The organism is Lysobacter sp. ISL-50 (assembly GCF_018612875.1).
GTDB lineage: Bacteria > Pseudomonadota > Gammaproteobacteria > Xanthomonadales > Xanthomonadaceae > Lysobacter.
Genome location: NZ_JAGGRI010000004.1, coordinates 39632 through 64606 on the forward strand (window position 1 = coordinate 39632; position 24975 = coordinate 64606).

General features: G+C 58.8%; 21 protein-coding genes and 1 pseudogene. 13 read left to right on the top strand and 9 right to left on the bottom strand.

Going from position 1 to position 24975, the window contains the following annotated elements; translation table 11 throughout:
* Positions 1-3 precede the first annotated feature (3 nt).
* Together J7J50_RS02670 and J7J50_RS02675 are read right to left on the bottom strand one after the other, a co-directional pair.
* Positions 4-762, bottom strand: a complete 759-nt coding sequence (locus J7J50_RS02670; RefSeq protein WP_251044554.1) for a hypothetical protein — start codon at positions 760-762, stop codon at positions 4-6.
* Positions 763-799: 37 nt separating this feature from the next.
* The gene (locus J7J50_RS02675) at positions 800-1429 is read right to left on the bottom strand and encodes a hypothetical protein (RefSeq protein WP_215097450.1); all 630 of its coding nucleotides are present in this window, start codon (positions 1427-1429) and stop codon (positions 800-802) included.
* Positions 1430-1711: 282 nt separating this feature from the next.
* Between J7J50_RS02675 and J7J50_RS02680 the strand changes: the two genes are divergently transcribed.
* The gene (locus tag J7J50_RS02680) at positions 1712-2350 is read left to right on the top strand and encodes a response regulator transcription factor (protein WP_215055392.1); all 639 of its coding nucleotides are present in this window, start codon (positions 1712-1714) and stop codon (positions 2348-2350) included.
* A gap of 425 nt (positions 2351-2775) precedes the next feature.
* Positions 2776-3396, top strand: coding sequence for a hypothetical protein (locus tag J7J50_RS02685; RefSeq protein ID WP_215055390.1), 621 nt, complete (start codon positions 2776-2778; stop codon positions 3394-3396).
* Positions 3397-3725: 329 nt separating this feature from the next.
* Here J7J50_RS02685 and J7J50_RS02690 read toward each other — a convergent pair whose 3' ends face one another.
* Positions 3726-3932, bottom strand: a complete 207-nt coding sequence (locus J7J50_RS02690; protein ID WP_215055388.1) for a hypothetical protein — start codon at positions 3930-3932, stop codon at positions 3726-3728.
* Between the two features lie 998 nt (positions 3933-4930).
* On the opposite strand from J7J50_RS02690, the gene J7J50_RS02695 reads away from it, so the two are divergent.
* The 6 genes from J7J50_RS02695 (at position 4931) to J7J50_RS02720 (ending at position 12913) form a co-directional block, all read left to right on the top strand.
* Complete coding sequence (locus J7J50_RS02695) at positions 4931-7435, top strand: NERD domain-containing protein/DEAD/DEAH box helicase (RefSeq protein ID WP_251044563.1); 2505 nt, start codon at positions 4931-4933, stop codon at positions 7433-7435.
* Entirely contained in the window at positions 7432-7956 is a 525-nt protein-coding gene (locus J7J50_RS02700; protein WP_215055383.1) for a hypothetical protein, read from the top strand. Before J7J50_RS02695 ends, J7J50_RS02700 begins: the two co-directional genes overlap by 4 nt.
* Entirely contained in the window at positions 7946-8380 is a 435-nt protein-coding gene (locus tag J7J50_RS02705; RefSeq protein ID WP_215055381.1) for a hypothetical protein, read from the top strand. The genes J7J50_RS02700 and J7J50_RS02705 overlap by 11 nt, the downstream gene beginning before the upstream one ends.
* A 1194-nt stretch (positions 8381-9574) precedes the next feature.
* Positions 9575-10711 carry a serine hydrolase domain-containing protein gene (locus J7J50_RS02710; protein WP_343222423.1) on the top strand — a complete coding sequence of 379 codons (1137 nt, stop codon included), beginning with the start codon at positions 9575-9577 and terminating at the stop codon, positions 10709-10711.
* A 314-nt stretch (positions 10712-11025) separates the two neighbouring features.
* Positions 11026-12234 carry a M23 family metallopeptidase gene (locus J7J50_RS02715; RefSeq protein ID WP_215055379.1) on the top strand — a complete coding sequence of 403 codons (1209 nt, stop codon included), beginning with the start codon at positions 11026-11028 and terminating at the stop codon, positions 12232-12234.
* Positions 12235-12589: 355 nt separating this feature from the next.
* The gene (locus J7J50_RS02720) at positions 12590-12913 is read left to right on the top strand and encodes a DUF2004 domain-containing protein (RefSeq protein WP_215055377.1); all 324 of its coding nucleotides are present in this window, start codon (positions 12590-12592) and stop codon (positions 12911-12913) included.
* Positions 12914-13071: 158 nt separating this feature from the next.
* Here J7J50_RS02720 and J7J50_RS02725 read toward each other — a convergent pair whose 3' ends face one another.
* Positions 13072-13830 carry a hypothetical protein gene (locus J7J50_RS02725; protein WP_215055375.1) on the bottom strand — a complete coding sequence of 253 codons (759 nt, stop codon included), beginning with the start codon at positions 13828-13830 and terminating at the stop codon, positions 13072-13074.
* A gap of 196 nt (positions 13831-14026) precedes the next feature.
* Here J7J50_RS02725 and J7J50_RS02730 point away from each other — a divergent pair, with 196 nt between their 5' ends.
* Positions 14027-14182 (top strand): hypothetical protein, encoded by a 156-nt coding sequence (locus J7J50_RS02730; RefSeq protein ID WP_215055373.1) that lies wholly within the window; start codon positions 14027-14029, stop codon positions 14180-14182.
* A 377-nt stretch (positions 14183-14559) separates the two neighbouring features.
* Here J7J50_RS02730 and J7J50_RS02740 read toward each other — a convergent pair whose 3' ends face one another.
* A complete protein-coding gene (locus J7J50_RS02740; RefSeq protein ID WP_215055369.1) occupies positions 14560-15936 on the bottom strand; it encodes a hypothetical protein in 1377 nt (458 codons plus the stop codon).
* Between the two features lie 341 nt (positions 15937-16277).
* Here J7J50_RS02740 and J7J50_RS25075 point away from each other — a divergent pair, with 341 nt between their 5' ends.
* The 3 genes from J7J50_RS25075 to J7J50_RS02755 all read left to right on the top strand — a co-directional run bounded on the left by J7J50_RS25075 (position 16278) and on the right by J7J50_RS02755 (position 20261).
* The gene (locus tag J7J50_RS25075) at positions 16278-16403 is read left to right on the top strand and encodes a hypothetical protein (RefSeq protein WP_285222264.1); all 126 of its coding nucleotides are present in this window, start codon (positions 16278-16280) and stop codon (positions 16401-16403) included.
* Positions 16404-16837: 434 nt separating this feature from the next.
* On the top strand, positions 16838-17248 hold the full coding sequence (locus J7J50_RS02745; RefSeq protein WP_215055367.1) for an integrase core domain-containing protein: 411 nt from the start codon (positions 16838-16840) through the stop codon (positions 17246-17248).
* 436 nt (positions 17249-17684) lie between these two features.
* The gene (locus tag J7J50_RS02755) at positions 17685-20261 is read left to right on the top strand and encodes a cytochrome P450 (protein WP_215055364.1); all 2577 of its coding nucleotides are present in this window, start codon (positions 17685-17687) and stop codon (positions 20259-20261) included.
* A 347-nt stretch (positions 20262-20608) separates the two neighbouring features.
* Here J7J50_RS02755 and J7J50_RS02760 read toward each other — a convergent pair whose 3' ends face one another.
* The 4 genes from J7J50_RS02760 to J7J50_RS02780 form a co-directional block, all read right to left on the bottom strand.
* A complete protein-coding gene (locus J7J50_RS02760; RefSeq protein ID WP_215055362.1) occupies positions 20609-21256 on the bottom strand; it encodes an MIP/aquaporin family protein in 648 nt (215 codons plus the stop codon).
* Positions 21253-21756, bottom strand: a complete 504-nt coding sequence (locus J7J50_RS02765; protein ID WP_215055360.1) for an arsenate reductase ArsC — start codon at positions 21754-21756, stop codon at positions 21253-21255. The genes J7J50_RS02760 and J7J50_RS02765 overlap by 4 nt, the downstream gene beginning before the upstream one ends.
* Positions 21757-22296: 540 nt before the next feature.
* Positions 22297-22779 carry a hypothetical protein gene (locus J7J50_RS02770; RefSeq protein WP_215055358.1) on the bottom strand — a complete coding sequence of 161 codons (483 nt, stop codon included), beginning with the start codon at positions 22777-22779 and terminating at the stop codon, positions 22297-22299.
* A gap of 330 nt (positions 22780-23109) precedes the next feature.
* Positions 23110-24567 (bottom strand): tyrosinase family protein, encoded by a 1458-nt coding sequence (locus J7J50_RS02780; RefSeq protein WP_215055356.1) that lies wholly within the window; start codon positions 24565-24567, stop codon positions 23110-23112.
* Positions 24568-24718: 151 nt separating this feature from the next.
* On the opposite strand from J7J50_RS02780, the pseudogene J7J50_RS24655 reads away from it, so the two are divergent.
* Positions 24719-24865, top strand: a pseudogene (locus J7J50_RS24655) (IS3 family transposase); the annotation flags it as partial.
* Positions 24866-24975: the final 110 nt, after the last annotated feature.

Here is a 24975-nt window from a genome sequence, read left to right on the forward strand (position 1 = left end):
ATGTCAGTGGCCGAATACCGAGTTCAGCGAACTGCTCGGGATGAATCCGTCGCCGCCGCTCTTCTTGCCTTGCAGAGCACGCTTAGCCAAGCGGGCGTGGTCTGCCTTTAAGGCTGCGATGTAGTCGTCATAGGCCTTCATACGAGCTTGCCAGTAGTCGAGATCGAGCTGGTTACGTGCGACGAAGCGCTGGGCCTCGTTATCGTTGGCGGCCAAAGCCCCTTGACTGCCGCTGATGCCGTCGCGTTGCTGCTCGATTTGCGCGAACTCCGTGCTGCGCTGAAGCAGTGTCTTGAGCATGGTCGCCGAGTCGTTGTACCTGCGATTCTCGGCATAGACCATTCGCTGACAGATGGCCAACTGCTCGTTCACTACATTGCCGTCGAGTTGCGGTGCCATCTGCTTGAATGCACCTATCAACTGATCCTTGATGCCGCGCCCCGGCCCTGCGCAGGTGTCGTCCATACCGTAGTCGAGCGGCCGCAGCGCGAAGCTGTCTTCCTTCTGCGCTTGCCCGAAATTGAGACGTTGCAGCTTGATCAACTGCTGTTGGTAGTGCTCGGCCGTGGACTTCCACCGTTCCGCGTTCTTTCCGTACTCGACGGCGCTCTTGCTGACCTGCTCCATGTTCGCCATGAAGTTGGTCGGGTCCTTGGTGATCATCTGGGCGCTTGCGGTGTTGCCCCAAAGGCCGGCCACCAACATGATCGAGATTGCAGCCCCCCTGGCGGAGCCATGGATCACTCTGCTGCGATGTTTCATACTGACTCCTTGTCGTATTGAAGATACTGCAAACGAACTACAATGATTTCTTGCGCAAGGTTGTAGGTAGCGGGCCACGGAACTCAAGTGCGCAGGCGAACGATTCGGCAGCGCCGCCGAACGCCTTGTCGAGAAACATGCGGCGTATCCCTCGGCGCGGGCCTTTCGTAATTCGAACTCGCCAGCCTCCAACCGATCCGCTGCTCGGCAGGCGCGATATCCAGAGCAGATTGTCGGCGTGCTCGGTCTGAAGTTCGACCGCGACGACTTCTTCAAGAATGGGATCGAGGTGTATGACTGCGGCCCTGGCCGGAGGCCACGCCTCATCGACCTCCGGGCTGGCTTGAGTCGGAGCCGCTTGAGGGGCTTGTTCCTCGCGCGTGGCTTGCTCCGCTGCCGCCTTTTGCTTTTTTCGCTCGGCCACCGCCAGCGCCATCGCCGTGCCCGCACCGCCGTGATCGACAATGAGGAACGTCCTCGCTAGCCAATCCTCGGTCGGCAGCTCGGTCATGGCGCAGTACCCAACCACGCTGCCTCGCTGGTGAACTGCCGTGACGCCGTCATAAGCCGTGACCCGGTGATCCTGAATCAACTCAACCTTGGCAGACGTATCCTGCGCGCTGACCTCGAGGACAGCTCGGATATGGTTAGTGTGCTTTCTCGGCATATTTAACATTCCTTGTTCACCGATACGCCTGCGATCTCGCAGCGCGTGTACCTGACGGTGCGTTGATACCTCCCTCTCGGGTGGAACGCAAGCGTGACATGCGCGAATTTCGAAAGATGTAGGGAAAGTCTTATTTTCTTGTCACCCATTTGGGCGACACGTTCCCCCATATGGGTGACAAACTGATGAGGTGTTTTGCAGATTTGAAATGATTGACTTGAATGCTCTAGCACTCCTTTGGCTAAGTCGCGTCCCCAAGGACGACATTGGCCAGGACGCGCTGTGATTCGAGTTTTCATTGTGGATGACCACGAGCTTGTCCGCGTTGGGCTGCGAAGCCTGCTTGGGGATCAACCTGACATCACGGTGGTCGGCGAGGCGAGTAGCGCTGTTGCGGCCATCGAGAGTATCCCGCCGCTCAATCCCGATGTGGTGCTCTGCGATTACCATCTGCCGGATGGAACGGGATTGTCGATTATTAATGCACTTTTGGACGCCGACTCAGGGCTGAAGATTCTCGTGGTGTCCATGGTCGAAGATCCAGAAATTCCGAGACGCCTGCTGGCTGCTGGAGCTATGGGATTCGTCAGCAAGGAGAGTGGCGCGACGGTGGTGCGCGCGGTTCGCCGTGTGGCCGCGGGGCAGCGCTTCGTGGAGTTCATCGGATCTCTCGAACAGGTGCGGGAATGGGAATCGCCGTCGAGTCCGCTAGGCCCGCTCAGTCCTCGGGAGGTGGACGTGCTCCGCCTGTTACTGTCTGGCCACTCTTACAAAAGCATTTCGATGCACCTTGGGATCAAGGTCAACTCGGTGAAGACACACCGGAGCCGCGCATTTGAGAAGCTGGGCATCAGGAGCCGCATCGAACTCCTTCAATGGGCTCGATCGGTAGGTTGGGCGGGTGTAACGGACGAATCCTGACAGTCCCTCAACCTGAACAAGCCGCCTCCCCTTTCCAGACTGGCTAGCGCGTCGTCGTCAGAATCAAGTCGGGCTAATCGGGCACGGGATGGACATCTCCACATTCCGCACGCCACGATTCTGCTCAACCCCGCGCGCTGCTCGCCGCGCGACGCCCACCAGTCTGGAGCGCTTTTCCGACCCGCAGTGATCGAATTGCAACCGGCATCACGGGCGTTACGCGGCTCAATCAACGGTGTCATGTTCGGCGAAAGATGAAAATCCGCATCACGGGATGGGGACGCCGGAAGCTGAAGCGGAGTGGCTTCCGACTCCAGAGGCTTCATTCCCGGTTCCAGCGTAGGGGCGTGTAAAGCAGGGGCCTCGCAGGAAGTAACGTTGCCGCCGTTCCGGCGCGGCGGTCCGATTCCATCAAGGAGGCCATCATGTTCAACACTTCGAAACTATTTCTCTTGGCGCTGGCGCTGATTCCTGTTTCTCCGGCTTTGGCTCAGGCAGATGCTGCTTTACCCGGCAACGTATATTTCGCCAGGGAGGAAAAGTCTCTGACGATTCCGATCACCTACGGGTGGACGACGCCGCCTCAGCGCAAGGTGATCTACAGTCTGGGACCGCTGAACTATTACCACTCGACGCAGACGCGCTCTTTGGTCGAAGAAGTGCGCATGCAAGTGGGCCTGACGAAGCGCTGCCCGGGCACGGTGCGCTTGGGTTACTACGTCGTGCGTGCGTTCAGTCCGACCGGCACGGAAGGGACGTTCGTCACGCGTTATACCGTGGTGGATCTGCCGCAACGGCCTACTGAGGGCGCACAGCTTCCGCTGGAGCCGGATGAGGCGATAAACCATTCGATCCAACAGCAGGGGCTGCATCCGCTGGGCATCGGCGACTCGACACTAACCAAGGTGTACTACAACGTGGTCGTGTTCGCGAATACCTACGACGACAGCTGCCTCGGACAGACGCTGCAGGTGAAGGGCAACGACTCGCACGACTATCACGGCGAGTTGTCGATGCATATCTCGTACGGGAACAATCTGCGCTGATGTTATTGGACGGACACGGGCCTCGAATTGTTTCGAAGCCCGTGTCTTTGGGTGTTGCCGGGCGATCTGCATGTCGAAGCTGAACGGAGCTATTTCGATTGATCGGGGCGCCTATCGCTCATCGAGAACGGCAGGGCGGCTGTAACGATAATGACGCTGTACAAGCTCGCCTTCGCGCTTGATTACGAGGTGAGCCAGCTTCTTCCTAATCGGGATGAGGCTTATCAGGCTGAGCGCGGTGCCCTATTGACGCCTGGAGTTCTGAACGTAGCTATTGGCAAAAAAAACGCGCTGCGGGGCTTTTTTTTTTGGGCAAGGCGGGTTCGGCCCTATGGTGCATCCTCGTCGCGCGACAAATACTGGACATCATCGTCGCTGCGGTAGTGCCCACGGTCGATACGCTCCAGCGCTCGACCGTCCTGTGTGTACATGGTCACCACCTCTACGCCAGCGACTTCGATCGCCTTGCACCAGATGCGCCTTGGTACGCCCCGGTTGTCGATGGCAGTGATGCGCCAGGAACGGCTATTCGGCATGGCTTGATCGGATCTCGGCTGACGCGACCAGGGTAGCGCAAGCTCGGCACATGGATACGCTCAGCACTCTACAGCCGCTGCCACGTGGCTTTCACTGGGAAGCACAGGGACCAGCCACCGCGCGGCATCTGGTTGCCGTGCCCGACATCAATCCAGACGTCTGGCTGGCCAGCATCGGCACCCGTGGTGAGTGCGGCTGCGTCGCAACGATCCGGCGGCACCAGGCACGCGCGGCGCACATTGATCGGTGCGGCGGCGGCGTCAGGCTGGGTGTCGCGCTGGCTCGACCGCCAAGGCCGCTTGATCGCCGCGGAACTCGCCGGTCAAGGGCCGACGCCAGCGGCAACCGGCAGGAGCCGGTTTAAGCCGGTTTAAGCCCGTCAAGAGAGTTGGACCCCGCGTGCTTTGGGCGCGCCAAACCTCCCGTTCCAACTTTTTCTACGCCTCGTCGCAACGACGAAAAAGGCCTTGTTTCCGAGGTTTTTGGCGTTTTCCATTGGTCGGCGGGTTATCCGCAGAGGGGCTGTTTGGCGATTTTTTCGCCTCTCTGCGGGCGGTTTTCTCCGGACCTGTGGTCGGCCGACCAATGGACGCCCATACGAATCAGTGACTTAGCAATGGTCTGAGTCAACAGTTTTTTTGACGTTTTGACCCCAGCGCCACATCAACCCGCTTGATTTGCCCTCGGATGCGTCTCGGAATATGAGAATTTAAGAGAGTCATACTCCGTGCATGCGTCCATGCCTGGATCACGCACGAGCCATGTCTAAGTGATAGCGAGCGGGTGCAATCTACTGATGCAAGCCGTGAGCATCGAGACACTGGACATCAACGAAAACTGGTTTCGGGGCGGGCAACCAAAGGACAAACGCCAGCAACCATGGAAAGGTTGGTACGAGGCTACGCGAGCAAAAAAGCATGAGGGGCGAATGACTGAGGCGTAAAATCTCACACTAGATTCGAGCAACCAACAGACAAGGAGAGACTGATTGGCTGTAATGATTCCAAACTGTGGCCCAGTAATCTCAGGCAGCAAGGGGGAGGTGCTGCTCTATAGATTGCTTAAAGAGCAGTTAGATGACGAGTTCACCGTCATACACAGCCTACCGTGGCTTGCCTCGGCTGCCCGCGAGCTTGATGGCGCAAAAGCAGCCACTGGTGAGATCGACTTTTTGATCGTGCATGCCGATCTGGGAGTGCTTGCGATCGAAGTGAAAGGCGGCGCGCATCGGATACAAGGGGCGGCGTTCGTCCACATTAAAAGCGGTCTGAAGACCCACGCGGTGCATCAGCTGCGATCCAATGTCCATGGTTTAGCGAGATGGCTTGGCGTTGACCCGAAGCTTCGTTGGCGGATCGGATACTCCTTAGTTTTCCCTCACAGCGATTTCAAAAGCAAAGTCGCCAGTCCGGCTCTGGCGGATACCACAGTAGACCCTTCAGTTTCACTGCTAATGGACATGAGTAGTGTTTCGGAATTCGGATCTCAAATAGTTCGGATCATGGAGTACTGGCGGTCAGCTTTACGGAATCCGCCGCTTGGAATTAAGCGAAAGACGGTGCTTATTAACGCTCTATGTCCAGAGTTCGACGGCACCCCATCTTGGGCAACAAAAATTTCTTGGGATGGAAAGTTCTGGTTAAGATTGACGGAAGATCAGACCGAAATTGTCGACAATGTGTTGGTCGGTGGCAATCAGGTCATCACGGGCTGGCCGGGAACTGGTAAAACTCTAATACTCATCGAAGCAGCACGTCGCTTACTCACTGAGGGTAAAAGTGTTCTGGTCCTGACCTTTAACTCACTCCTTTCCGCAAATCTTCGAGAGCAAATAGGCAGTAATCAAAGACTCCGCATCTCTACATGGCATGCCTTCTGTCGCACATACACGCAGAGTGACAAAAATGAGCTGGAGGAAAAGTGGCTGTCCCAAGGTTGCCTAGACGACATTCGCACCGCGGCAAATGAAGGGAGACTGCCACGTTTTGACGTTGTACTTGTGGATGAGGCACAGGCATTTCATCCCGAGTGGATGCAATGGCTTTGCTCTTGGCATGGCGCCAACCAGATCCTCGCCTCTTGCGATGAGACGCAAGTCTTTGAGTTTGAAGGCCGTCGAATTCGCCTGCGAGAGCTATGCCAACTAATGGAGGTAGAGGATGCATTTCTATTAACTAATGCCATCAGGTCACCTAGAGCTGTGCTTGAACGCTTAAAGGCGGCAATGAAACCGACCTATCAGCTTCAATCTCCTCGTGAACTCGACGAAGCGGCCGTCAATGAACAGTTGGTTGCAGAAGAGCGCGACGGAGTTGATGACGCGATAACTCAAATCTTGGCAGGCGGAGTCGCGCCCGAGGACATAGTTGTCTTGTCCAAGTTTGGTTGGCTTAAGGCCCCGCATGCCCGTGTTCGATTTTTCTCCCTCTCTCGCTTCCGAGGCATGGAATCTCCCGTAGTTATTATTAGCGGCGCGGAAGAAATGGACGACGTGGAACTGTTCTGTGCTTACTCCCGGGCCACTACGTTATGCGTTGCTTTATACAGTGCAGAAAGGCTCGGCGCTGGCAGTATAAACGGGAAATTCCATCAGCTCGTATTGGCTAGGCCTGGCTTCTCTGAGGAAGCCAAACGGGCTCACCTCAACGCACATCCCGGCGAGATAATTCGGGCAAACCTTGACGTTGTATGGCTGGGTCTTCGTAGCGTCCAGCTAGGATGGCTCCCGGATTGGAATTGCTGGCTGATAGAAGAGTCTGGGCCTCTATCTAGGTACTGGATTGACTATCTTATATCGGACTTCCCCTGGGCCGTATGCTATTGGCCAGAGAGCGCCCTATATCAGGTGCGGGTCGCACCTCGAGTGATCAATGTTACAGAAGAGTCTGCATACGGAGCGCCGCATGATCTCTATATCTGCGAGGCTTGTTGTATGTTGACGCCTCATCAAAGAGACCCAATATCAGACGATATGCTGTGCGCCCGTTGCTTCGGCTTGCTGAAGAATGGTCTCGATTTTCCGAACGATGTCACCACTGACCGACTTAAACACCTCGACGCGATGCTCAGTGAAACGGCGCCTACGGCCCTGAGTGAAGAGCAGCGCAAAAATCTGCCTTTGTCGCTCGCAGCAGGCGCGGCGATGGAGCAATCGGTACGTGAAAGAGGTCCTGAATGCCGCGGACTGGGCATGCTGGGCGGGCGAATTTCGTACCACGCAGCCCTGGGACTCATGTACTCACTTGTCAATTTGCTCCCCGCTGGAAGGCGGATCGTAATTCGTAAAATGGCGGATCTACTATACGGTCGCTATCTCGTTCCTTCTGGACTCACACTCGTCGAGTGGAGAAAGGAAATATCTACGGCAACGGCGATTATCAACAAACGGGGGTGCTTGAATAAGGTCGCGAAGGGCGAATACGAAGTGCGCGACTGGAGCTTGAAGCCCCCGCACCTCGTGGACATGTCGCAACCGAAGTTGTCAGAAGAGGAGGGAATATGAATTATGGCATCGAATTTGCGCTTACTCGCAGCTACGATAGGTTTAATCGAAAATGGAGGCTGCCTTCTGAAAAAACAGCGTGGGTCAAAGTTTGGTGTCTTTACCTCAACGATTGCAGCCTTGATGAAATTACGGCCGTTACCGATTACTGCGAATCAGAAATGAACCGCGCCCCATCCCTGCCCGAGTTCGCCCAGCTTGTGGACAGGCTAAGAAGTGGGAAGCCTCTTTCCGATCCGATTGTTTCTTTGGCAGAAAGGATGGCATTCCTTATCCTGACGTCGGATGAATTTGCAGACGCTGATGCTCCAACCTTGTCTGACGCTTGCCTTATTGCCGGCGCACTCGCGCATTTGAAATCATATGGAGGTATTGGTGATGTCTCAGGAGAGGAAATAGCTTCGGATTTTTCAGGCCGAGCCAAGATGTTCAGTTGCGCGGCCGGCCACTGGAAGACAGATGTCGACCAGGGAAAAGGTTATTGGAAGTTCTATTTCGCCGAGCAAGCCAATGATGTCTAAACGGCTTGACCCAATTCAAGTTTCAGCCGGCAAGAGCGGCACCCTGGTGCGGCAAGATCTACGTAAGGGCAGATCGAGTGTCTACTTCAATTACGAGTCTGGCGGCGGGTACACCATCGGGGCAGATCGATTCGAGGTAGTACTTGAGGAAAAGGCGATCGTAATTAGGTTTTACCTCAAGCCGGTCGATGACAATGAACTGATTGATGAGCGCCGACTTCATTCCGAGATGCTCACAGAGGTCCATGTCAGCGATGGCCAAATCATTAGCAACCTGGCGCGGTTCACGAGGCAGCGTTATGTCGATGCTCACGCGGTGCGGCTGCAGATTGTGTCTCAAGGCACTCCACTGAATTACATCGTGGCGTTCGGCGCCACAGAAGCCGAGCTGTTGCCAATGATGGTGCAGCGCATTTCCAGCTAGCTCGTTACTGAAGCCGAAGCCGCTTTGCGGCTCGTCTTATTTCAGGCGTTAGGCGCTACATGGAGGCCTCATGTTCATTGAAAGATCAGCTGGTCAGAACATCTTCTACGTTGGTAGCCAACAGCTACCCAAGCTAGAGATCGCCAATGGGGATTCAGTCACGCTCAAGGCCGGAGACACGCTCGTCCAGGTTCGCAACGTACACCTCCTTCAACCCTACGGCTTCTCAGGCGAGATCTGCGGGTTCGAGCCAGCTCTCCCCGAAAGTCCAGCAGGCCTCACAATTGGTCAACGCGTAGAGTTCTCGGAGCGTCAGGTCTACAGCTGCGGCCGTGGTGCGTAACAATTCATTCACGCCGAAGCCGCTTCGCGGCTCGGCTTAATTCTGGTGTTAGGCCCTTTATGAAACTTCCCCGAGAACTCGCCGCCAACAAATCCGCGACTTATAGGCTTCAGCCCCGTTACTACCTTCTCACCACTTGTGTGGGCTTCGCTGGCGTGGCGGTTGGCTTCGGGCTTCTCTTCGTGTCCTTCAGCTACTTGTATACCGCTGTTCTTGGTGTTCCAGTCACTAGGTCTGTCCCTTTCAACGCGACTGCTGGCTGGCTACTGCTCGCCTTCATGGTCGGCATTCCTATTTTCATTTATATCGGTTGTGTCCTAGTTGCAAGTATGCTCGGCTTGTTTTTGGTTGGCCGCGGCAAGTGCTCATGGTCTGAGGCCGTGTATTACGCTTTGTTCTCCAGGTACCCAGCTGACTGGTGCAAATCCAGGGATGAGGCCTAACAATTCATTCAAGCCGAAGCCGCTTCGCGGCTCGACATATCTAGCGCATTGGGTCAGCGCACTCACGCTTTCAACAAACTTAGAGCCTATCGGACCCAACACGTGCGGAAAGGGAACTGGGAGGCATATCGCCAAGCGGGGAGATGGCGCCGGGCTCCGTGCCTTGAATGACGAAGATGCCAAGGGGCGAGATGATGTCGCGCAATGCTGCTTGACGCTCGCCGAGCGGCGCGACATTGCCGACGGTCACCAGAGTGCCCATAGGTCGCCATGGACGCAGAGCTGTGCCGGGAAGACCTCGCCCGGTCCGGTCATCTTTCCGGCACTCGGCTATATTGAGCGCCCTTCCCATGTCCCCTCACGGCGCCAACGCATGCACGCGACTTCGATGATGGTTCGAAACAGATTGTGGCTTGGCTGCTTAATATTGTCCGTCGCTCTCTCGGTCGCAGGCTGCACCCGCGCGAGCACCCGGCGAAAGACCTGGAAACCGAGATTGATGAAGTCGCCGCTAGCCTGATCAAGCAGCCCCTGCTTCACTCGACCTCGATCGGGGTCGTGTACCGAGGAAAGGAAATCATCCGCCATCGCGGCGATATGCATGCGGGGAAGCCGAGCCCTCCGACCGACGCGACCCTTTACGAAATCGGCTCGTTGAGTAAGACCCTTGCCGGAACCCTGATGGCCCATGCCGTCCTGGATCGCAAACTGAGTCTCGACGACGACGTCCAGATGTATCTGAGCGAGCCCTATCCGAATCTGCAGTATAAGGGCGAGCCCATCCGCATCCGCCACCTGCTGTCGCATACCAGCGGCCTGCCGAACATGTTGCCCGAGCGCGCGAATACGGTACTCGCCGACTTCACTGACCGGCGCACGCCCGGCGAACTCAATGTCATCTACGCGCACTACGGCAAGGCGGAGTTCTTCAAGGATCTCCACGCCGTCGAAATTACGCGGATGCCCGGAAAGAAGTACGCCTACTCCAGCTCCGGCACAGAACTGACGGCGCATATTCTCGAAACGGTTTACAAGCGCGACTACGAGTCGCTACTACGCGAATTTTTCCGCGATTCGGCGGCAATGACGGACATCCGTATCAGGCTCGGCGATGCCGAAGCGAACCGGCTGGCCATCGGCTACCACAGCGACAATCCGGTTCCGACCACGCCGATGCCACAGCTGCCCTGGGGCGCATCCGGGAATGTGAAGGCGACCGTCCCGGACATGATGAAGTACCTGAAGTTCCAGTTGGCCAATGGCCCTGTCGTGAAGGAATCGCATCGAACCTTGGTCAAATTCGATTCCGAGTTCAGCATCGGCTACTTCTGGAACATTGTCACAGACGGCCAGTTGAAAGGCGTTTACTACGCGCACCACGGCGGCGTGCCGCGATCGCAGTGCTACATCTACATCGTGCCGAAATACGATCTTGGCATCTTCGTCATCACCAACCAGAGCGGCGACCAGACCGCCAACGCCATGGAAGCGGCGATCGATACGATCGTCGAGGAAATCGCGGCGCGGGAAAATATCGCGAGTTGAGCGACGTCGACGCGAACGTCCGATCACGCCGCCCAGCAATGTATTCAAGCCGAAGCCGCTTCGCGGCTCGGCCAATTACGTCCTCATCGTAACAGACCGTAATTTATTAGCCGGAGCGCCACGCACTCAAGGTCCGCCTTCAGAAGCGGACAAAAACATGTTCGACCAGGGATCGCTCGATCTGAAGGAAACAGTGTCCGGACCTGGCGCGGTTCAGTACTAATCGGCGTCCTGATCGCTGGGTCGTATGTCCGCATTTGCCGCTTGGGCTTGGATACCGTATGCCCCTCTCGAATGACTGAGGATCAACCCCCATGCCGACCACTGCGCGCACCTGCGGCTGGTTGACGCTCCTTCTGTTGGCCGCTTGGGCCCGCATGACCGCCGAGGCCGCGACGGTGGGCGACCCTGCCGAGGGTTGTCGGACCGTCGGCACTGACCTGGTAACCCTGCCGATCACCACAGACGCTACCGCGTTTCCCCCGCCGCAGCTCCAGATCCGCACGCCCCTGGCGCCCGCGCCCTTCCCCAGTGCAGGCCGAAGCTACCTGATCTATGAGTTGCATCTGCAGAACTTGTCGGATGCCCCGATGAACATCCGGGGCCTTGAAGTTCTGGTTGCGGATCGTTCGGCTACAACGCCCGTTGCGGCGTTCCAACGTGAGACCCTGCGCTCGCTGCTCACCACGTTCGGTAACGAAGCGGCTCCAGGCGAAAAAGGCGATGGCGTCCGCCTGGCCGCTGGCAGCGCCGCCATCGCATTTCTGTGCCTGGCCTTTGAGAAAGACTCGCTGGTGCCGCAAGGGCTGACCCACCGCGTCGCTCTCGACAATGGCACCGTGGACGGAACCCGCGTAGACGTCGCGCAAGGCCCCCTGCGGGTGTTGGCGCCGCCGGTATCGGGGGTGGACTGGATCGTCGCGAACGGTCCCAGCAACACGTCCCACCACCGGCGCGGACTTATCGTGATGGACGGCACCGCACGCATCTCCCGTCGGTTTGCCATCGACTGGAAGCGGATGAAGAACGACGCTGCGTTCACCGGTGACGCGCGCGATGTCCGCGCCTACCACGCCTACGGGCAGAGTGTGCTCGCGGTAGCCGACGCCACCGTCGTGAGCACGATGGATGGCCTGCCGGACAACGTGCCGCGGACTGCGACCGGCTTCAGTCCGGCCGTCCCCGTGATGATGGACAACATCGGCGGCAACCACGTTGTCCTCGACCTGGGCAGTGGGCAGTTCGCCTACTACGCTCACCTGCAGGCCGGAACCATCGGCGTGAAAAAAGGGGATCGCGTGCGACGCGGCCAAGTGCTGGGCCGGATCGGAAACTCGGGCGACGCGCGCGAGCCGCACCTGCATTTCCAGTTGACGGATGCCATGCACATCCTGGCCGCAGAAGGTCTGCCCCACGTCATTGATCGCTATTTGCTCAGGACGGACACCGATGTGCAGGAGCGCACAGGAGAGCTGCCGGTACGTGGCATGTCGATCGACATCGAGCCGATCGATTCGAAATAGGCTGGGCAGGCTCGCGCATCGCGAATGTCCGCTTCGGGTTGGAAGCGGGCATTAGCACCATTCCGTCTCCTCTGGCGCCAGTATCGAGCAAGCGCCTAGGCACAGCCTGGAGCTCTGTGTTGCTCCCGGTAAAGAGCACAAGCTCCTGGAGCTTGCGGCGGCTATTGAGGTCATTACTTCCAGGCGATATGACGCACTCATTCTTACGAGTACGCTTGCCTGTGTGCCGATCGCTCAGTCACTGCGCAGGCTGGTTGCCGTTCTAGCATCAGCGTGTAGCGCGCAACAATTCATTTAATCCGAAGCCGCTTTGCGGCTCGGCCTAGTTCAGACGTTAGGTAGACGAGGAGGGAGCATGGCAAGTGAAATTGAGAAAAGAGCGGATATGGGACTCGCCGCCATCAAGCAAGCGTTCGGGACAGAAGCCGACGAATATGGCGCCACGATGTTCGTGAAGCATCATCTCGAAGAGATTCCTCGGGACTATTGGCAAAAGCACCTTGGGGCTAGCGACCCTGAGCCGTCCGCGGTCCTCGGCTTACTAGAGTTTCGCTCCAACTGGGGCGCGGATGAAATCGAGAACTTCGATTTCTCGCTCCCTGAAGATGTAACGAACTACGTTTTATCCGTTCATTTCGACGATGCCGGTGAGATCGATGGGATATCAATGGAGAGTTGATCGCGCGCCTGGTCAACAATTCATTCAAGCCGAAGCCGCTTCTCGGCTCGGCTCGGCCAGATTTGATCGCGAAATTTGGCGCGCCCACGGCTACGGTTTTCAAACCAGTCTATTCACGCAAGGGAACGCCGAGGAACATTGAAGCACAGCTTATAAGTCTAGCGGGGCTGTGTTCGGCGCAGTCTTTCCATGACGCCAGCCCGGTAGGCGAGCCCAGGTGGCTCTCGACCTTGGTCGGCGTACCACTCCAAGGTCAGTGCCCAGGCCAGGTCTGGGCACTCTATCCGACCGTCCCCCTGGATGTGCCGGCGACGCAGTTCGAGGAGCGGCACGGCCGCGATGAACGCTAGGCACAGCCAGAGGGCTCCCCGATATTCGCCAGAGGCCACAAAGGTGCCGTTCGGAAAACCAAGCTCGATTAAGATCAAGATCAAACAAACGACACTCAAGCGTGCGCCCATCAACCTCATGGTCTGTTTTGCGACAAGACTACCGCGGACGTCCTTCACCTTTTGGGCTAGTTCGACGTTCGTAGTCTTGCTGGCATGTCGCTCGGCGTCATCAAGCGACACCGTGTAGCGGCAAGGGGGCTGGGGCAATACATCTGGCGTATCGAGAAGCCAGCGAAAAAGCCTATCCATCCGATCCAAAAACAACTCCCGAATCGAAAGGACGCACTGAACTAAGCGTGCAGAATGATGGATAAGGAAGAGCGTACCGAGCGCGCACAGGATTGCGGCTCCTGGCGACACAGCTTCGTTTAGAGTTGACCAGCGCAACTGAAGAATCGACTGACCGCAGATGGTCAACGTAATGTCGAACGCCAATGCCAGCAGCAGGGCACTGTAGAACGCATTGGCGTTTCGAAACGCTAATTCAAGCAACCCGAGCCAGCTTTCGGCGCTTTTCGGATTCATTTTCGTTCTCGGCGAGCGATCCAACCCAATCATCCGCTCGGGGTGGGCCGGCTGCAAGCCAGCTTTGCCAGCGATCGCTCTTTTCGATTCGGTACGAGTGACACGCAGCAACCCTAGCGTGACGGTCGAATTAGCGGCATTTTTACCAGTCGTCCGAGGCGGGGTGCTCCCAGCCCAAACACGCAAGGAATATAAGATGAAATGGATTCTCGTTGCGGGATTTTTGACCATGCCCGTACAGGCGCAGGAGCAGTGCGAGGCGTACCGCGCGGCTGATCCGAGCCTGCAATTGCAGTTCATCCCGCACTTGGCTGCGCCGCCGAAAGCTTACGTCGGGATCAGCTACAACTAGCGAGTCGCTGGTGCAGGTCGAGACGCCTGATCGTCGCTGAGTTGGCTGGCCAGTAAGGCCTGAGTGTCGCCCCTGTCAGGGTGGTGCCGCTAAGCTGTCGTCATGCTCAACGACATTGAACGAAGGCGTGCCGAAAACGTCGTCGCGACGCTTCTGAAGCCACGCCACTGCCCTCATGCGAAGTCGGGTGGGACGGTCCTTTGCCGCGTGGTGGATCAAGCCATCTAGGTCTATTCGGCGGGACCGGCTTACGGCGATCCCGACGAGATCATCGAGATCCCGATTGCCAAGTTCCGGTACGTTCGGGTGACCGGGGTGTGGCAGTTGTTATGGTTTCGGGCCAGCGGCGGCCGAGAAGAAGGGAGGAAAGACGTAGCTCATCGACCTCCTGGACAGTGAGTACTCTCTCTCCCAAGTGTTGCGCACCATGCGGTCTCAAAAGGAAGACCCGCGAGACCTATCAGGCCTTTCGAGATGATTTTCGGAGAGACGCTCCTCACCAACTTCGGAATATCAGCTTGGATGGGGCCAATGCGATAGGCGAGTCGCTGGCCACTGCTGATCGTGCTCGCGCCCACTATCCACATGCCGTTGGGGCTGATCGCGGCAGGATGATTGTAGGTGCCACCGAGAGTGCCCAGATCCTGAATATTGGACGACGGGCTCCAGGCAAAACCGGCCGACGCGCCCTGAGGGCTCTCCGCCGTTCCAATAATGGTGCCGTTATCGCTTACCTGTTGAACACGAACCACCGCTCCTCCCAGGGTACCGAGATCCAATCCGTCCTCGGTGGCCGGATCATCGGTGGGCACCCAAACGAAGCCTCGCTGCAGCCCGTCTGAAGTGTAGTAATTGCCAATGACGGTGCCGGTGGCATTGATGTCTGCCGCCATGACTTGTTGGCCCACGGCGGCTTCGCGCGGCAACCCCCGCAGCATGGCTGGCGCCCCTCCCGAGAGTCGCCACCGCACGGCCGCCAAATCTCCAACGGGGTCTTCGCATGTACCTGCGATGTAGCCATTTGGATTGACCGCCACCGCGACACAGTTAGAGCCGCCGGGAATTCGCGGCAGTGACGCGACGCTATAGCCTCCCGAGGTAGTGGGCGTCCACTTGACAGCGAGGCTCCCGCCTTGGCGCAGGTCGCAGAACCCGACTACCGCAGGCGCAATCGCAACGCCGAGAGCGGTGATGTGACATTCGGTGATCGACGACAACAAAGGCGGGAGCAACCCGGGGACCGGCAAGGAGGTGGCCTGGATCTGGCCGCTTTTCCATAGCACCGGGTGGTCCGTTCCATCTGGACTGGTGCTAATGCCGGCTACGGTGCCGGCGGCATTGATGAATGTCGCCTCGGCCCGGTCGTCGCCAGTGCGTGCATTCAACGTCTGCGGCGTTGTCGACGGCAGGGAAGGCGTTAGCCATCGCACCGGAAACGATTCGCCGTCTTCGCCGCGCTCACAGTTACCTGTGACTACATCGTTTCCGCTGATCCCTAATGCCGTGCACGGGCCGTTGAACTCCAATCCGGGCAACGCCATTGCCGCCACGCTGGTGGAAGCCCAGTAAGTCACCGCAAAGTCTCCCTCCGTGGTTCGGCACTGGCCTATCGCTGCGCCTGCATTGTTGACGTCGATGGCGATGCACCGACTTCCACCGAGCGAGCCCAGTTCCGATGCGTCCGCCTGCGACGCATGGGGCGCCAGCAGAGCCAGGAGTGTTGCGTGCAACACGTAAGGAGTGCAGTGCTTCATGGCGGACTATCTCCGATGAATGTTTCGCGTCGGAGCATGTTGTTCGCGATCTCCGCGGGAAACTTTGTGATGCATCACGTAGTGATCGTGAGTGAGCAGAGCGACATCGGTTGTCGGCCATGATCATGGTTTCGAGACTGCGGACGTCCGAGCTCAACAGTGTGCGAAGCAGGAATGATTCCACCGCCATGAGCTGATCTCCGGCCAAACCGTCGGCGCCTTCAAAAAGAGCCTGCGATGCAAACTGATAACAGCGGGCCGCGATGTCCAAGGTGACAAGGACTCCATACCCGGAACGTTCCAGTCGGTTGGTGGGCTCAATATTCCGATGACACGCGGGCATGGAGGTGTCGCAATTGCGGCACCTGAAGGGCGTCGAGGCCGAATTGTCGCGGCTCAAACGGATGTACGCGGACCTGGCGCTGGAACACCACGCGCTCAAGGACGTCATGTCGCGAAAGCTCTAGGCCAGGCTCGGCGGCTGGAACTGAGTCTGGCGATGCAAACCGATCACGGGCTCAGTGTCCGACGCGCCGATCGAGTGCTGCATTTGTCGCGTTCGGCGCGGCATTACCGTCCTCGGGTGCGCGACGATGGACCGTTGATCGCGGCCATCGGGGTTCATTTGAAGGACAACCCGGGGCACGGCTTTGGGTTGTTGTTCGAGTCGGCGTTGCGGCCTTTTGGCTGGGGCAAACCCGGGCCTGGCGGGTGTACGCGGCGCTGAAGTTGAATCTGCCGCGTCGCGGCAAGCGGCGTTTGCCCGAGCGCATCCGCGAGCCGTTGGAGATCCCGCTCAGCGCCAACCACACCTGGTCGGCCGACTTCATGGCCGATGCGCTGTGGTCGGGTCGGCGCTTTTCGCACCTTCAACGTCAACGACGACTTCAACCGCGAATCGATGAAGATCGAGATCGAGATCGAGATCGACAGCAGCCTGCCATCGGCCCGCGTCATTCGCGCTCTGGACGAACGGGTCGAGGTTCGCGGCGCTCCCACGCGCTTACGCTTGGACAACGGCCCGGAGTTCATCAGCGATGCGCTCAAGCAATGGGCCAGACACCGCCACGTGGAACTGCTCCACATCCAGCCTGGAAAGCCAACCCAGAACGCCTACATCGAGCGGTTCAACCGTACGTTCCGCACCCAGATACTGGATCGGTTCGTCTTCACCACCCTCGACGAGGTTCGGCGCATGGCGGAGGACTGGCGTCACCACTACAACTACCACCGCCCGCACCGGTCATTGGGCGGGCTATCCCCCATCCACTACGCAATGGCGCACTCGCCTGCCACCTCTACTTTCGAATGACTCGAAAGAACGAGGACGCTTCACTACGCGACTCGATTTCCCATGGTGGAGGTCGATTCGTCGTACTACGCGCTCCCGAATTCGGTGAACGCTCAGAAGTAGGCTGAGGAAACTCACGACGAGCCGAAGCCGGTTTGCGGCGCGATTTTGTGCGGGCCCCTTGTCGCTGATAAGAACCTATTGCAAAGGAGCCAAAAAGAACGTCTCAACGGTGAAGTCGACGCAACCGAGACTGCGTGCGGATTTTTGTCGATCATGCAGAGCGTTCGCTCTCTGAACATCACGGATGCTCACCGTTGGATTGTGCGGTCGGCAGCAACAGGCTTTGAGCTGCATCGCAGTTCGGCGAGGTTGCGGACTTTTGCAGCCTGGGTCGATTGACAAGACAGCAGCGTCAGGTCAACTCACCCGTATCCGTTCTCTCAACGGTGCCGCGATGGAAAGAGCTGACCCGGGTGTCAACATCAAAGGTTCCGTCGGCGAGTCGGGCATCGACGCCGCAAGCGGAAAGCGGCGCCTGGGTGCGATCGAGCGTCGGCGGGGGATCGCCGAGGACATCGCCGGAGAGGTCGGCCGCTTAACTCGGGCGAAAGAGGTTGCGCTGCGGCCCGATACGCTTCTGTCCGATGTGGGGATCGACTCGCTCGGAGGCATGGAACTCCTCGGCTACATTGAGCGGAAGTTTGGTGTCGCGATCCCTATCAGCACCTTGCTGGGATCGACGAGCTTCGACGAACTGGTGACGAAGATAGAGCAATTCCAGGGAAGTGCTGGAGCTGTGGACGGCGAGATCCACTCGACTGAGTTGCTGCGCCCACGGACCTGGGACCGCAAAGCACGAGCGACCTTGTTACGCGACTGGCGGATCGCTGCGCCACTGTTTCTGATTCCTGGGCTCAACGGTACGACCTATTATTTGTCGTCCCTGTGCAAGGCTTTGCATACGAATCGGGCTTGCATCGCCTTTCAGATGCCGGGTGTCGATGGGCTGGAACCCCCGCTGGGATCGATCGAGGAAATCGCGCGCCGCCACGTGGAAGAGATGCGCGCGATCCAGCCGCACGGTCCCTATGCCATCGCCGGTCATTCTTTCGGTGGGGTGGTCGCCTACGAAATGGCGCAGATGCTGGCCGAACAAGGTCAGCAGGTGGCGCCGTTGATGCTGTTGGATTCACCTAACAGCGAATCGGAGGATGGGGCTCTTCAGGATGACGAGGTCATGGCGTTGTTCGAGGTGATCGGTGTCTACTGCCGCTTCTCCGAGCGTCCCCTCAAGCCGATTCGCGCCGAGCGTTTGAGTGGGCTGCCCGTAGATGAGCAGCTACAACTCCTGTGGTCGTTGCTGGCTTCCTATCCGACCGCGGCTCACGTGATCGCGACTTATCGTAAAGGTTTCGTTGCGATGACGCGCTATCGCCCGCGTCCCTACGGCGGACCGGTGATTCTGTTCCGTTCGGCGGAAGGTTTTCCGGCTGAGGCCATGCATCCCGAGCGACGTGTGCGTTCCCAATTCGACTCATCGACCTTGGGGTGGGGTGGGCTGTGCGCTGACTTGCGTATCGTGGAAACCCCGGGCGACCACTTCAGCATGGTCATGCCGCCGCATTCTGCCGAGTTAGGTGCCGCCATGCAGGAGCCGCTGAATACGGCGGCGGACATGCTTATCGACTTCGACCGTCTGCGACCTGCTACGGTGGTGACTAAGGTCGGACGTGCCCTGCGGGTGGATGGGGCGCGTGTCCACTTCGATCCGCATCACCCCGATTTCCGCGAAGATCCGTATCCGTTCCTGAGCCAGTTGCGCGAGCACACGCCGATCTTCCAGGATGCCCTGTCGCAGTGGTGGGTGACGCGCCACGCAGACGTGTCGGCCGGCCTGCGCAACCGATTGCTTTCGGTCGACGCCAGGGCGATCGATCATGTCGAGGGCATCGGCAGTGAAAGCGCTAAGCCGTCCGCGCTCAGCAGTTGGTTCCGGAACCAGGACGCATCGGCGTTGGCGCAGCTTTACAACAAATTTTTGCTGTTCATCGATGCGCCACGACATACGGTCCTTCGCAAAGTGTTCTCGCCATCGTTCTCGCACGAATCCATCCGCCACTTGGCTGGCTGCATCGACGAGCGCGTCGAGACATTGATGGCCGACATGCGTGCGAAGCCGCGGCCGGATCTCATGCGCGATCTGGCGCTTCCGCTTCCGGTCGGCGTGATCTCGTTGATCTATGGCGTGCCGGATGCGGACTCGGCCCAGGTGACGCAATGGGCGCGAGACCTCGCTACGGGGTTGGACTCCGGGATGTCCCTGCAAGCCATGCGCAGGGCGGAGCGGAGCGCCGAGGAGTTCACGCGTTACCTGCACGGTCACGTGCAGCGTCTGCGGAAATCGCCGCCGCACACGCCAGGCGGCGCGCGCCTGGACGTCAACGAAGCGATCGCGCAAGGCATCACACCGGACGAATTGGTGGCGCATATCGCGATGTCCTATCTGGCCGGATTCGAGACCACCACCAACAGCATTGGCAACGGCACGCTGGCATTGCTGCGTCATCCCGATCAGCTTGAGCGATTGCGATCCGACCCGGCGCTGGCCGAGAACGCTTCGGAGGAGCTGTTGCGCTACGACTGCCCGGTGATGTTCGTCATGCGCTTCGCGGTCGAAGACCTTGAGGTGGCCGGGCAGCGCATTGCGCGCGGGAGTTCCATTACTTTCATGCTCGCCTCGGCCAATCGCGATCCAGCGGCCTTCCCCGATCCGGACAGGCTCGATCTGGCGCGCCCAGCCAGGCATCACGTTGCGTTTTCCAATGGCGCGCACTACTGCCTGGGCGCTCCGTTGGCACGGCTGGAGCTGCAACGCGTCTTTGTGGCGCTTTCCAGGCAGCGTTTCCAGCCGGTGCCGGGTGGGCTGGCGTGGAGAGACGCCTATACCTTCCGCGCTCTCGAACGATTCCCGATCGCATGGTGTTGGTGCGGTTCGCAATCGGCCACGTGGACGCGGTCGTCGATGAGCTGACTGAGCGCGCATGAGCGACCTTCTGACGACGCCGGACAAGTGGTATGGACATGCACGGAGCCAGCAATGAATGTCAGATGGCGATTGGCACTCGGCTCGCGAGATCGGCCGAGATCCTTGATTGCAAACGGCCGACGGAGCGTCGTTCGCTGTTCCTTAGTTTTGGCAGGCAGGGCTGCACCGCGCTCATCAACTAAAGTATCTGCGAGAGGTTAGGCGATCTGGGCTCGTCAGATGTCTCGTCGTGCTGGCCGGCCCCCAGATAGCCGGTGCGCGTTGGGACAGAAAGCAGCGCTGCATCGGGCACGCGGAACTGCTCGGCCGAAAGGTTGCGAAGGTAGTCGAAGCTAGACATGTTTTGTGCCGAGGAGCTTATCGATCGTTGCGCCTAGCACCGCCCCAAGCACCTGCGCTGCGATGAAGGCCGGCACATCACCCGGGGCGATGCCGGCGAAGCTATCGCTGAACATGCGCCCAAAGGCGGCTGCAGGGTTGGCGAACGACGTGGATGAGGTGAACCAGTAAGCAGCACCGATGTAGGCGGCCACCATCGCGGCAACGCGGGATGACGGCGCTCGCAGCACCACCAGTAGCAGCCCGGCCGTCGCGACGATCTCACCAAGCCACTGCCCCGCGCCGGTTCGCGCCTTCTCGGAGAACTCCAGCAGCGGAAGATCGAACATGGCATTCGCCATCCACGCGCCACACGCGGCACCCAGTAGCTGGACCAAGATGTAGCCCGGCAGCAGCATCCACGAGAGCTCACCGCGCACGGCCATCACAGCACTGACGACCGGGTTCATGTGAGCGCCGCTGACCGGACCAAACGTTTCGATCAGGATGTACAGGCCACCGACGGTGGCCAACGTGTTCGCGATTAAGGCGACCGCATCGTTACCGCCGGCCAGGCGCTCGGCCATGATGCCCGAGCCGATCACCGTGACCAGTAGCAAGCTCGTCGACAGGAACTCGGCAAACAGACGCTGCCCAATCATTCGGCGCCGACGCGTCCGATTTCACCAAGCTTCGCTTGCGCTGCCAAACGATCAAGGCTTTGAAGCGGGAGCGAGAGCAGCAGTTCGATGCGGCGGCGAAGGGTGGCGAACGCTGCGGTATAGGCGTGGCGACGATCTCCTTCATCGCCAGTGGCGGCCACCGGATCAGGAACGCCCCAATGAGCGAGCGCTGGATGACCGAACCAGACTGGGCAGGCTTCGCCCGCGGCGTTGTCACAGACCGTGATGACGATATCCATCTCCGGCGCACCGTCCACGGCGAATTCATCCCAGTTCTTGCTGCGGACTTGGCTTGCGTCATAGCCAATGGCCTCGGCAAGTTCCCGCGCCATCGGCTGAACTTGGCCACTGGGGTGACTGCCGGCGCTGTAGGCCTTGAATCGCCCTTGTCCCAGCACGTTCAGGATCGCCTCGGCCATGATGCTGCGCGCAGAGTTACCGGTACACAGGAACAGTACGTTGTAGGTCTTGTCGGTCATTTCACATCTCTTGGGTGTGGATCAACGGAGCTTCTTCGGACTTCCGGGCGCAGGACTTCCCGCCACAGCAGCTCGCACGTAGCCGGATGATCCTGCCCTCACGCCTATCCGCGACCCGTTCCGCCGCACGCAACTGATTCTGGTCGGCGGTGAGCGTTGCAGGCGGCAGATCGAGTTGATCGTGCAGTTGGCCTACGCCCTGCCGGTCGGACCAGCCTGTACGAGGCGCGTAAGCGGCAAGGCGGATCCGTGCGCGAGCGCACGGAGTGCTTGGACGGTCTGGTGTGAATCCATGCTTCCATATTTCCAGAATATAGGAAATATTGGAATTCCTTTGTTGCAGCAAGATGACCGTTCGGCTCGCAAGCGGCCAGTCATCATGGGCGGCGCCAGCGTACAAACTGCCAGTTCGAGCTAATGAGAGAGAGGCTAAGGTCGCGCATGCAAGCCGAAGCCGCTTCGCGCAGCACGCCAGAGAGCTGGTCGCTCACGACGCACTTCCGGTTCAAGCAGTCATATCGCGCAAGCGGTGTAGCGAATTCAGCGCTTGTCGATGATAGTCAGCTGCGTCCACCAACGTTCATCACGCCGGGCACCACCTTTGAATACCGCGCCGGGCGCTACGGTGTCGTGCCACGAGGTGTGGTTGGTCAATTCGTACTCGTGACCCTCGAACAACAACCGGCCCGAGAGGGGATTGGGAACCTTGACCGCCAGTTCGGCGTAGACCCGGCTGGATACGAGCTGCTCCTCATAGAATTCGCTGTCTTCTTGCTCGACCAGCACGATCGCCTGCTCCGGATCGGTAATGCGCTCAAGTGCGCGCAAATTGTCGGCGTAATTGGACCAGCGCAGGCGCTGCTCGCCGGGATCATCGTCTTCCAGCGCCGCATGCAGGCGCTCGGCGTCATCGGCTATGCGTTTTTTCAGCGCGGCCAGCAAATTTTCTTTATCGACTGCATCAAGCACGTTTTCGCCTCCGACCAACTCGAACCATCCCCGATGGTCGCCGGCACTACGCATCGTAGAGTCGATGAGACCGCCGGTCCAAAACAGGGGGTTAAGGAATATCTGAACAACTCTCCCGAACAGCATAAAACCCGGAGCCTGTCGCAGGCATGAGTCAACAAAGTGAATTACAAGCAGGTTCCAGTGCCTTGGCACGGGTTTTCCCGTGCGCCGGACGCAGTTATCCCGTCATCGGCATCAACTGTCGGCGCGCCATCCACAAATTCGACAACGCAAACAACGCCAGCACTTGCGCCGTGTTCTTGGCCAAGCCGCAAAACCCCACTAGCGTCGGCCTCATAAATTGGGTTTGCAGTTCGCGCGAAGCCCATCATCTGCAAAGTATCAATATGCGGTATCAAAGTATTGCTCTCTCCAAAGCACGGATTGCGCAGGATTCGGCAAGTGGGAATCCAAGGTGGAGTCCCAATAGGGTATCGCGACCGATGAATCAAAGGCACGAAGTGCAATCTCCATTCTCTTTAGGTACTCCCTGTGCCATGGCAGAAAGGCAGGCCCGCCGTGGGCGCTATCCATCGAATTTGCTTTGCCAGCGCTCCTCTTTGCGTTACCCGCGGCGTAAGCATGCATGTGGCCCGACGCCACTTGGCTGCTACCTACCAGATTCAATCCGTCGTCGCTGAGCGCGGTGGCTTGACTCGAAAATCCCCCTAGCGTTCCTAGCCCTTGTATACCGGTCGTTGGCTTCCATATGAATGATTCGGCAAGTCCGCTCGCGTTCTGCGCCGTACCAACGACGTATCCGTTGCCGGCGATATCGCGGCCGGCTGTCCAGGCCCCTCCGAGCGATCCAATATCCAACCCTTCTTCGAGCGCCGGATCGCCGATGGGCACCCAAACAAATGCGCGGGCGAGGCCATCGTCAGTCAAGTAATTTCCAAGGACAACGCCCGCTTCATTCATATCGATCACTGCCAACTGCTGACGCGATTCCCCGCTGGCTTCCAGGTAGTCCAGGTAAGTAAGTGAGTTGCCGTCGGGTGCCCATAGCACCGCGATGGCGTCTCCATCCTCATCCTCGCAGGTTCCCGCGACTGCGAGGTTCGTATTGATCGCCGCTGCCGCACAGTTCGATCCGCCAGGCAGGCGCGGGAGTTGAGTCGCGGAGTAGCCAAGCAGACCAGAGGTCCAGCGCACCGCGACGGCGCCGCCATCGCGCAATTGACAAATACCTACCGCGACGGGCCAATCCGTATCGGTCATGTCGGTGACATGGCACTCGGTTGTGCTCGGGATCAGGGGCGGAAGTAGACCGAGTTCGGGTAGCGTCGTGGGGCCGGTTTGGTTAGGGCGCCAGAGAACGGCATGGTCTCCTCCATCGTTGTCGATGCTCACGCCCGCGACGACGCCTGCGTGATTGATCGCCGAGGCCGCCGCCTTGGCGTGACCCGCAAGCGGCTTCAGTCGCTGCGGAGTGCTGCCAGGCAAGGATGCGACCCATCGAACCGGGAAGTCCTCTCCCGCCGTACCCTGTTCGCAGCCACCGACGGCAACGTTCGCGTTGTTGATGTCGAAGACAGAACACGGACCGTCAGGTTCCAGTGTGCTCAAGAGAGTCGGAGTTGAAATCCCAGGCGGCCAGTACACCGCGGCGATGTCGCCTTCCGCATCACGGCAGGCGCCGACCACCGCGCCTGTATCGCTGGTGTTGCTGGCAGTGCAAACGTTACCGCCCAAGGTACCTAGATCGACCAACTGAGCTAAAGCCAGTGTCGGACTCCCCAAGACCAGCACGGCAAAACACGTGGACACGGTGCGATGTAAGGAACGGCTACAATCCATGACTGGCTCCGATGGCTTCAAGGTGCGAGCGTTGGGCTCAACCAACGATGTACTCCTGGCCGACCGCGCGAATCCGCGATCTGGTTCGCTGAACGCCACATAGGGCGTATCGCTCACCAAGACTCACCGTGTGCTGTAACAACGTTGCTTTGTGATCGGCTGGTCGATGAAACCGACCATGACGCACGACCTGGTGCTCGACGCGCTGATGATGGCGTTGTGGTGCCGCAAGCGGGGCCAGGACGTGATCGTTCACTCAGACCAAGGGTGTCAGTTCACCAGCAGCGACTGGCAGTCATTAAGTCCACTTCCGGGACGCATACCGTTTCTACTTGTTCGCGAAGTGCTTGCTGAACATCGGGTGCGCGCGACTTGAGGACACCCTGGCCGACTCCCCTGTGGCTGAGA

Bases quoted from the DNA above. Each gene is read 5' to 3' on its own strand.
- J7J50_RS02705 (WP_215055381.1), top strand. From the start codon at position 7,946: ATGATGTCTAAACGGCTTGACCCAATTCAAGTTTCAGCCGGCAAGAGC.
- J7J50_RS02700 (WP_215055383.1), top strand. From the start codon at position 7,432: ATGAATTATGGCATCGAATTTGCGCTTACTCGCAGCTACGATAGGTTT.
- J7J50_RS02720 (WP_215055377.1), top strand. From the start codon at position 12,590: ATGGCAAGTGAAATTGAGAAAAGAGCGGATATGGGACTCGCCGCCATC.
- J7J50_RS02765 (WP_215055360.1), bottom strand. From the start codon at position 21,756: ATGACCGACAAGACCTACAACGTACTGTTCCTGTGTACCGGTAACTCT.
- J7J50_RS02715 (WP_215055379.1), top strand. From the start codon at position 11,026: ATGCCGACCACTGCGCGCACCTGCGGCTGGTTGACGCTCCTTCTGTTG.
- J7J50_RS02670 (WP_251044554.1), bottom strand. From the start codon at position 762: ATGAAACATCGCAGCAGAGTGATCCATGGCTCCGCCAGGGGGGCTGCA.
- J7J50_RS02755 (WP_215055364.1), top strand. From the start codon at position 17,685: ATGGAAAGAGCTGACCCGGGTGTCAACATCAAAGGTTCCGTCGGCGAG.
- J7J50_RS02685 (WP_215055390.1), top strand. From the start codon at position 2,776: ATGTTCAACACTTCGAAACTATTTCTCTTGGCGCTGGCGCTGATTCCT.
- J7J50_RS02740 (WP_215055369.1), bottom strand. From the start codon at position 15,936: ATGAAGCACTGCACTCCTTACGTGTTGCACGCAACACTCCTGGCTCTG.
- J7J50_RS02745 (WP_215055367.1), top strand. From the start codon at position 16,838: ATGAAGATCGAGATCGAGATCGAGATCGACAGCAGCCTGCCATCGGCC.
- J7J50_RS25075 (WP_285222264.1), top strand. From the start codon at position 16,278: ATGGAGGTGTCGCAATTGCGGCACCTGAAGGGCGTCGAGGCCGAATTG.
- J7J50_RS02760 (WP_215055362.1), bottom strand. From the start codon at position 21,256: ATGATTGGGCAGCGTCTGTTTGCCGAGTTCCTGTCGACGAGCTTGCTA.
- J7J50_RS02770 (WP_215055358.1), bottom strand. From the start codon at position 22,779: ATGCGTAGTGCCGGCGACCATCGGGGATGGTTCGAGTTGGTCGGAGGC.
- J7J50_RS02780 (WP_215055356.1), bottom strand. From the start codon at position 24,567: ATGGATTGTAGCCGTTCCTTACATCGCACCGTGTCCACGTGTTTTGCC.
- J7J50_RS02725 (WP_215055375.1), bottom strand. From the start codon at position 13,830: ATGAATCCGAAAAGCGCCGAAAGCTGGCTCGGGTTGCTTGAATTAGCG.
- J7J50_RS02690 (WP_215055388.1), bottom strand. From the start codon at position 3,932: ATGCCGAATAGCCGTTCCTGGCGCATCACTGCCATCGACAACCGGGGC.
- J7J50_RS02675 (WP_215097450.1), bottom strand. From the start codon at position 1,429: ATGCCGAGAAAGCACACTAACCATATCCGAGCTGTCCTCGAGGTCAGC.
- J7J50_RS02695 (WP_251044563.1), top strand. From the start codon at position 4,931: ATGATTCCAAACTGTGGCCCAGTAATCTCAGGCAGCAAGGGGGAGGTG.
- J7J50_RS02730 (WP_215055373.1), top strand. From the start codon at position 14,027: ATGAAATGGATTCTCGTTGCGGGATTTTTGACCATGCCCGTACAGGCG.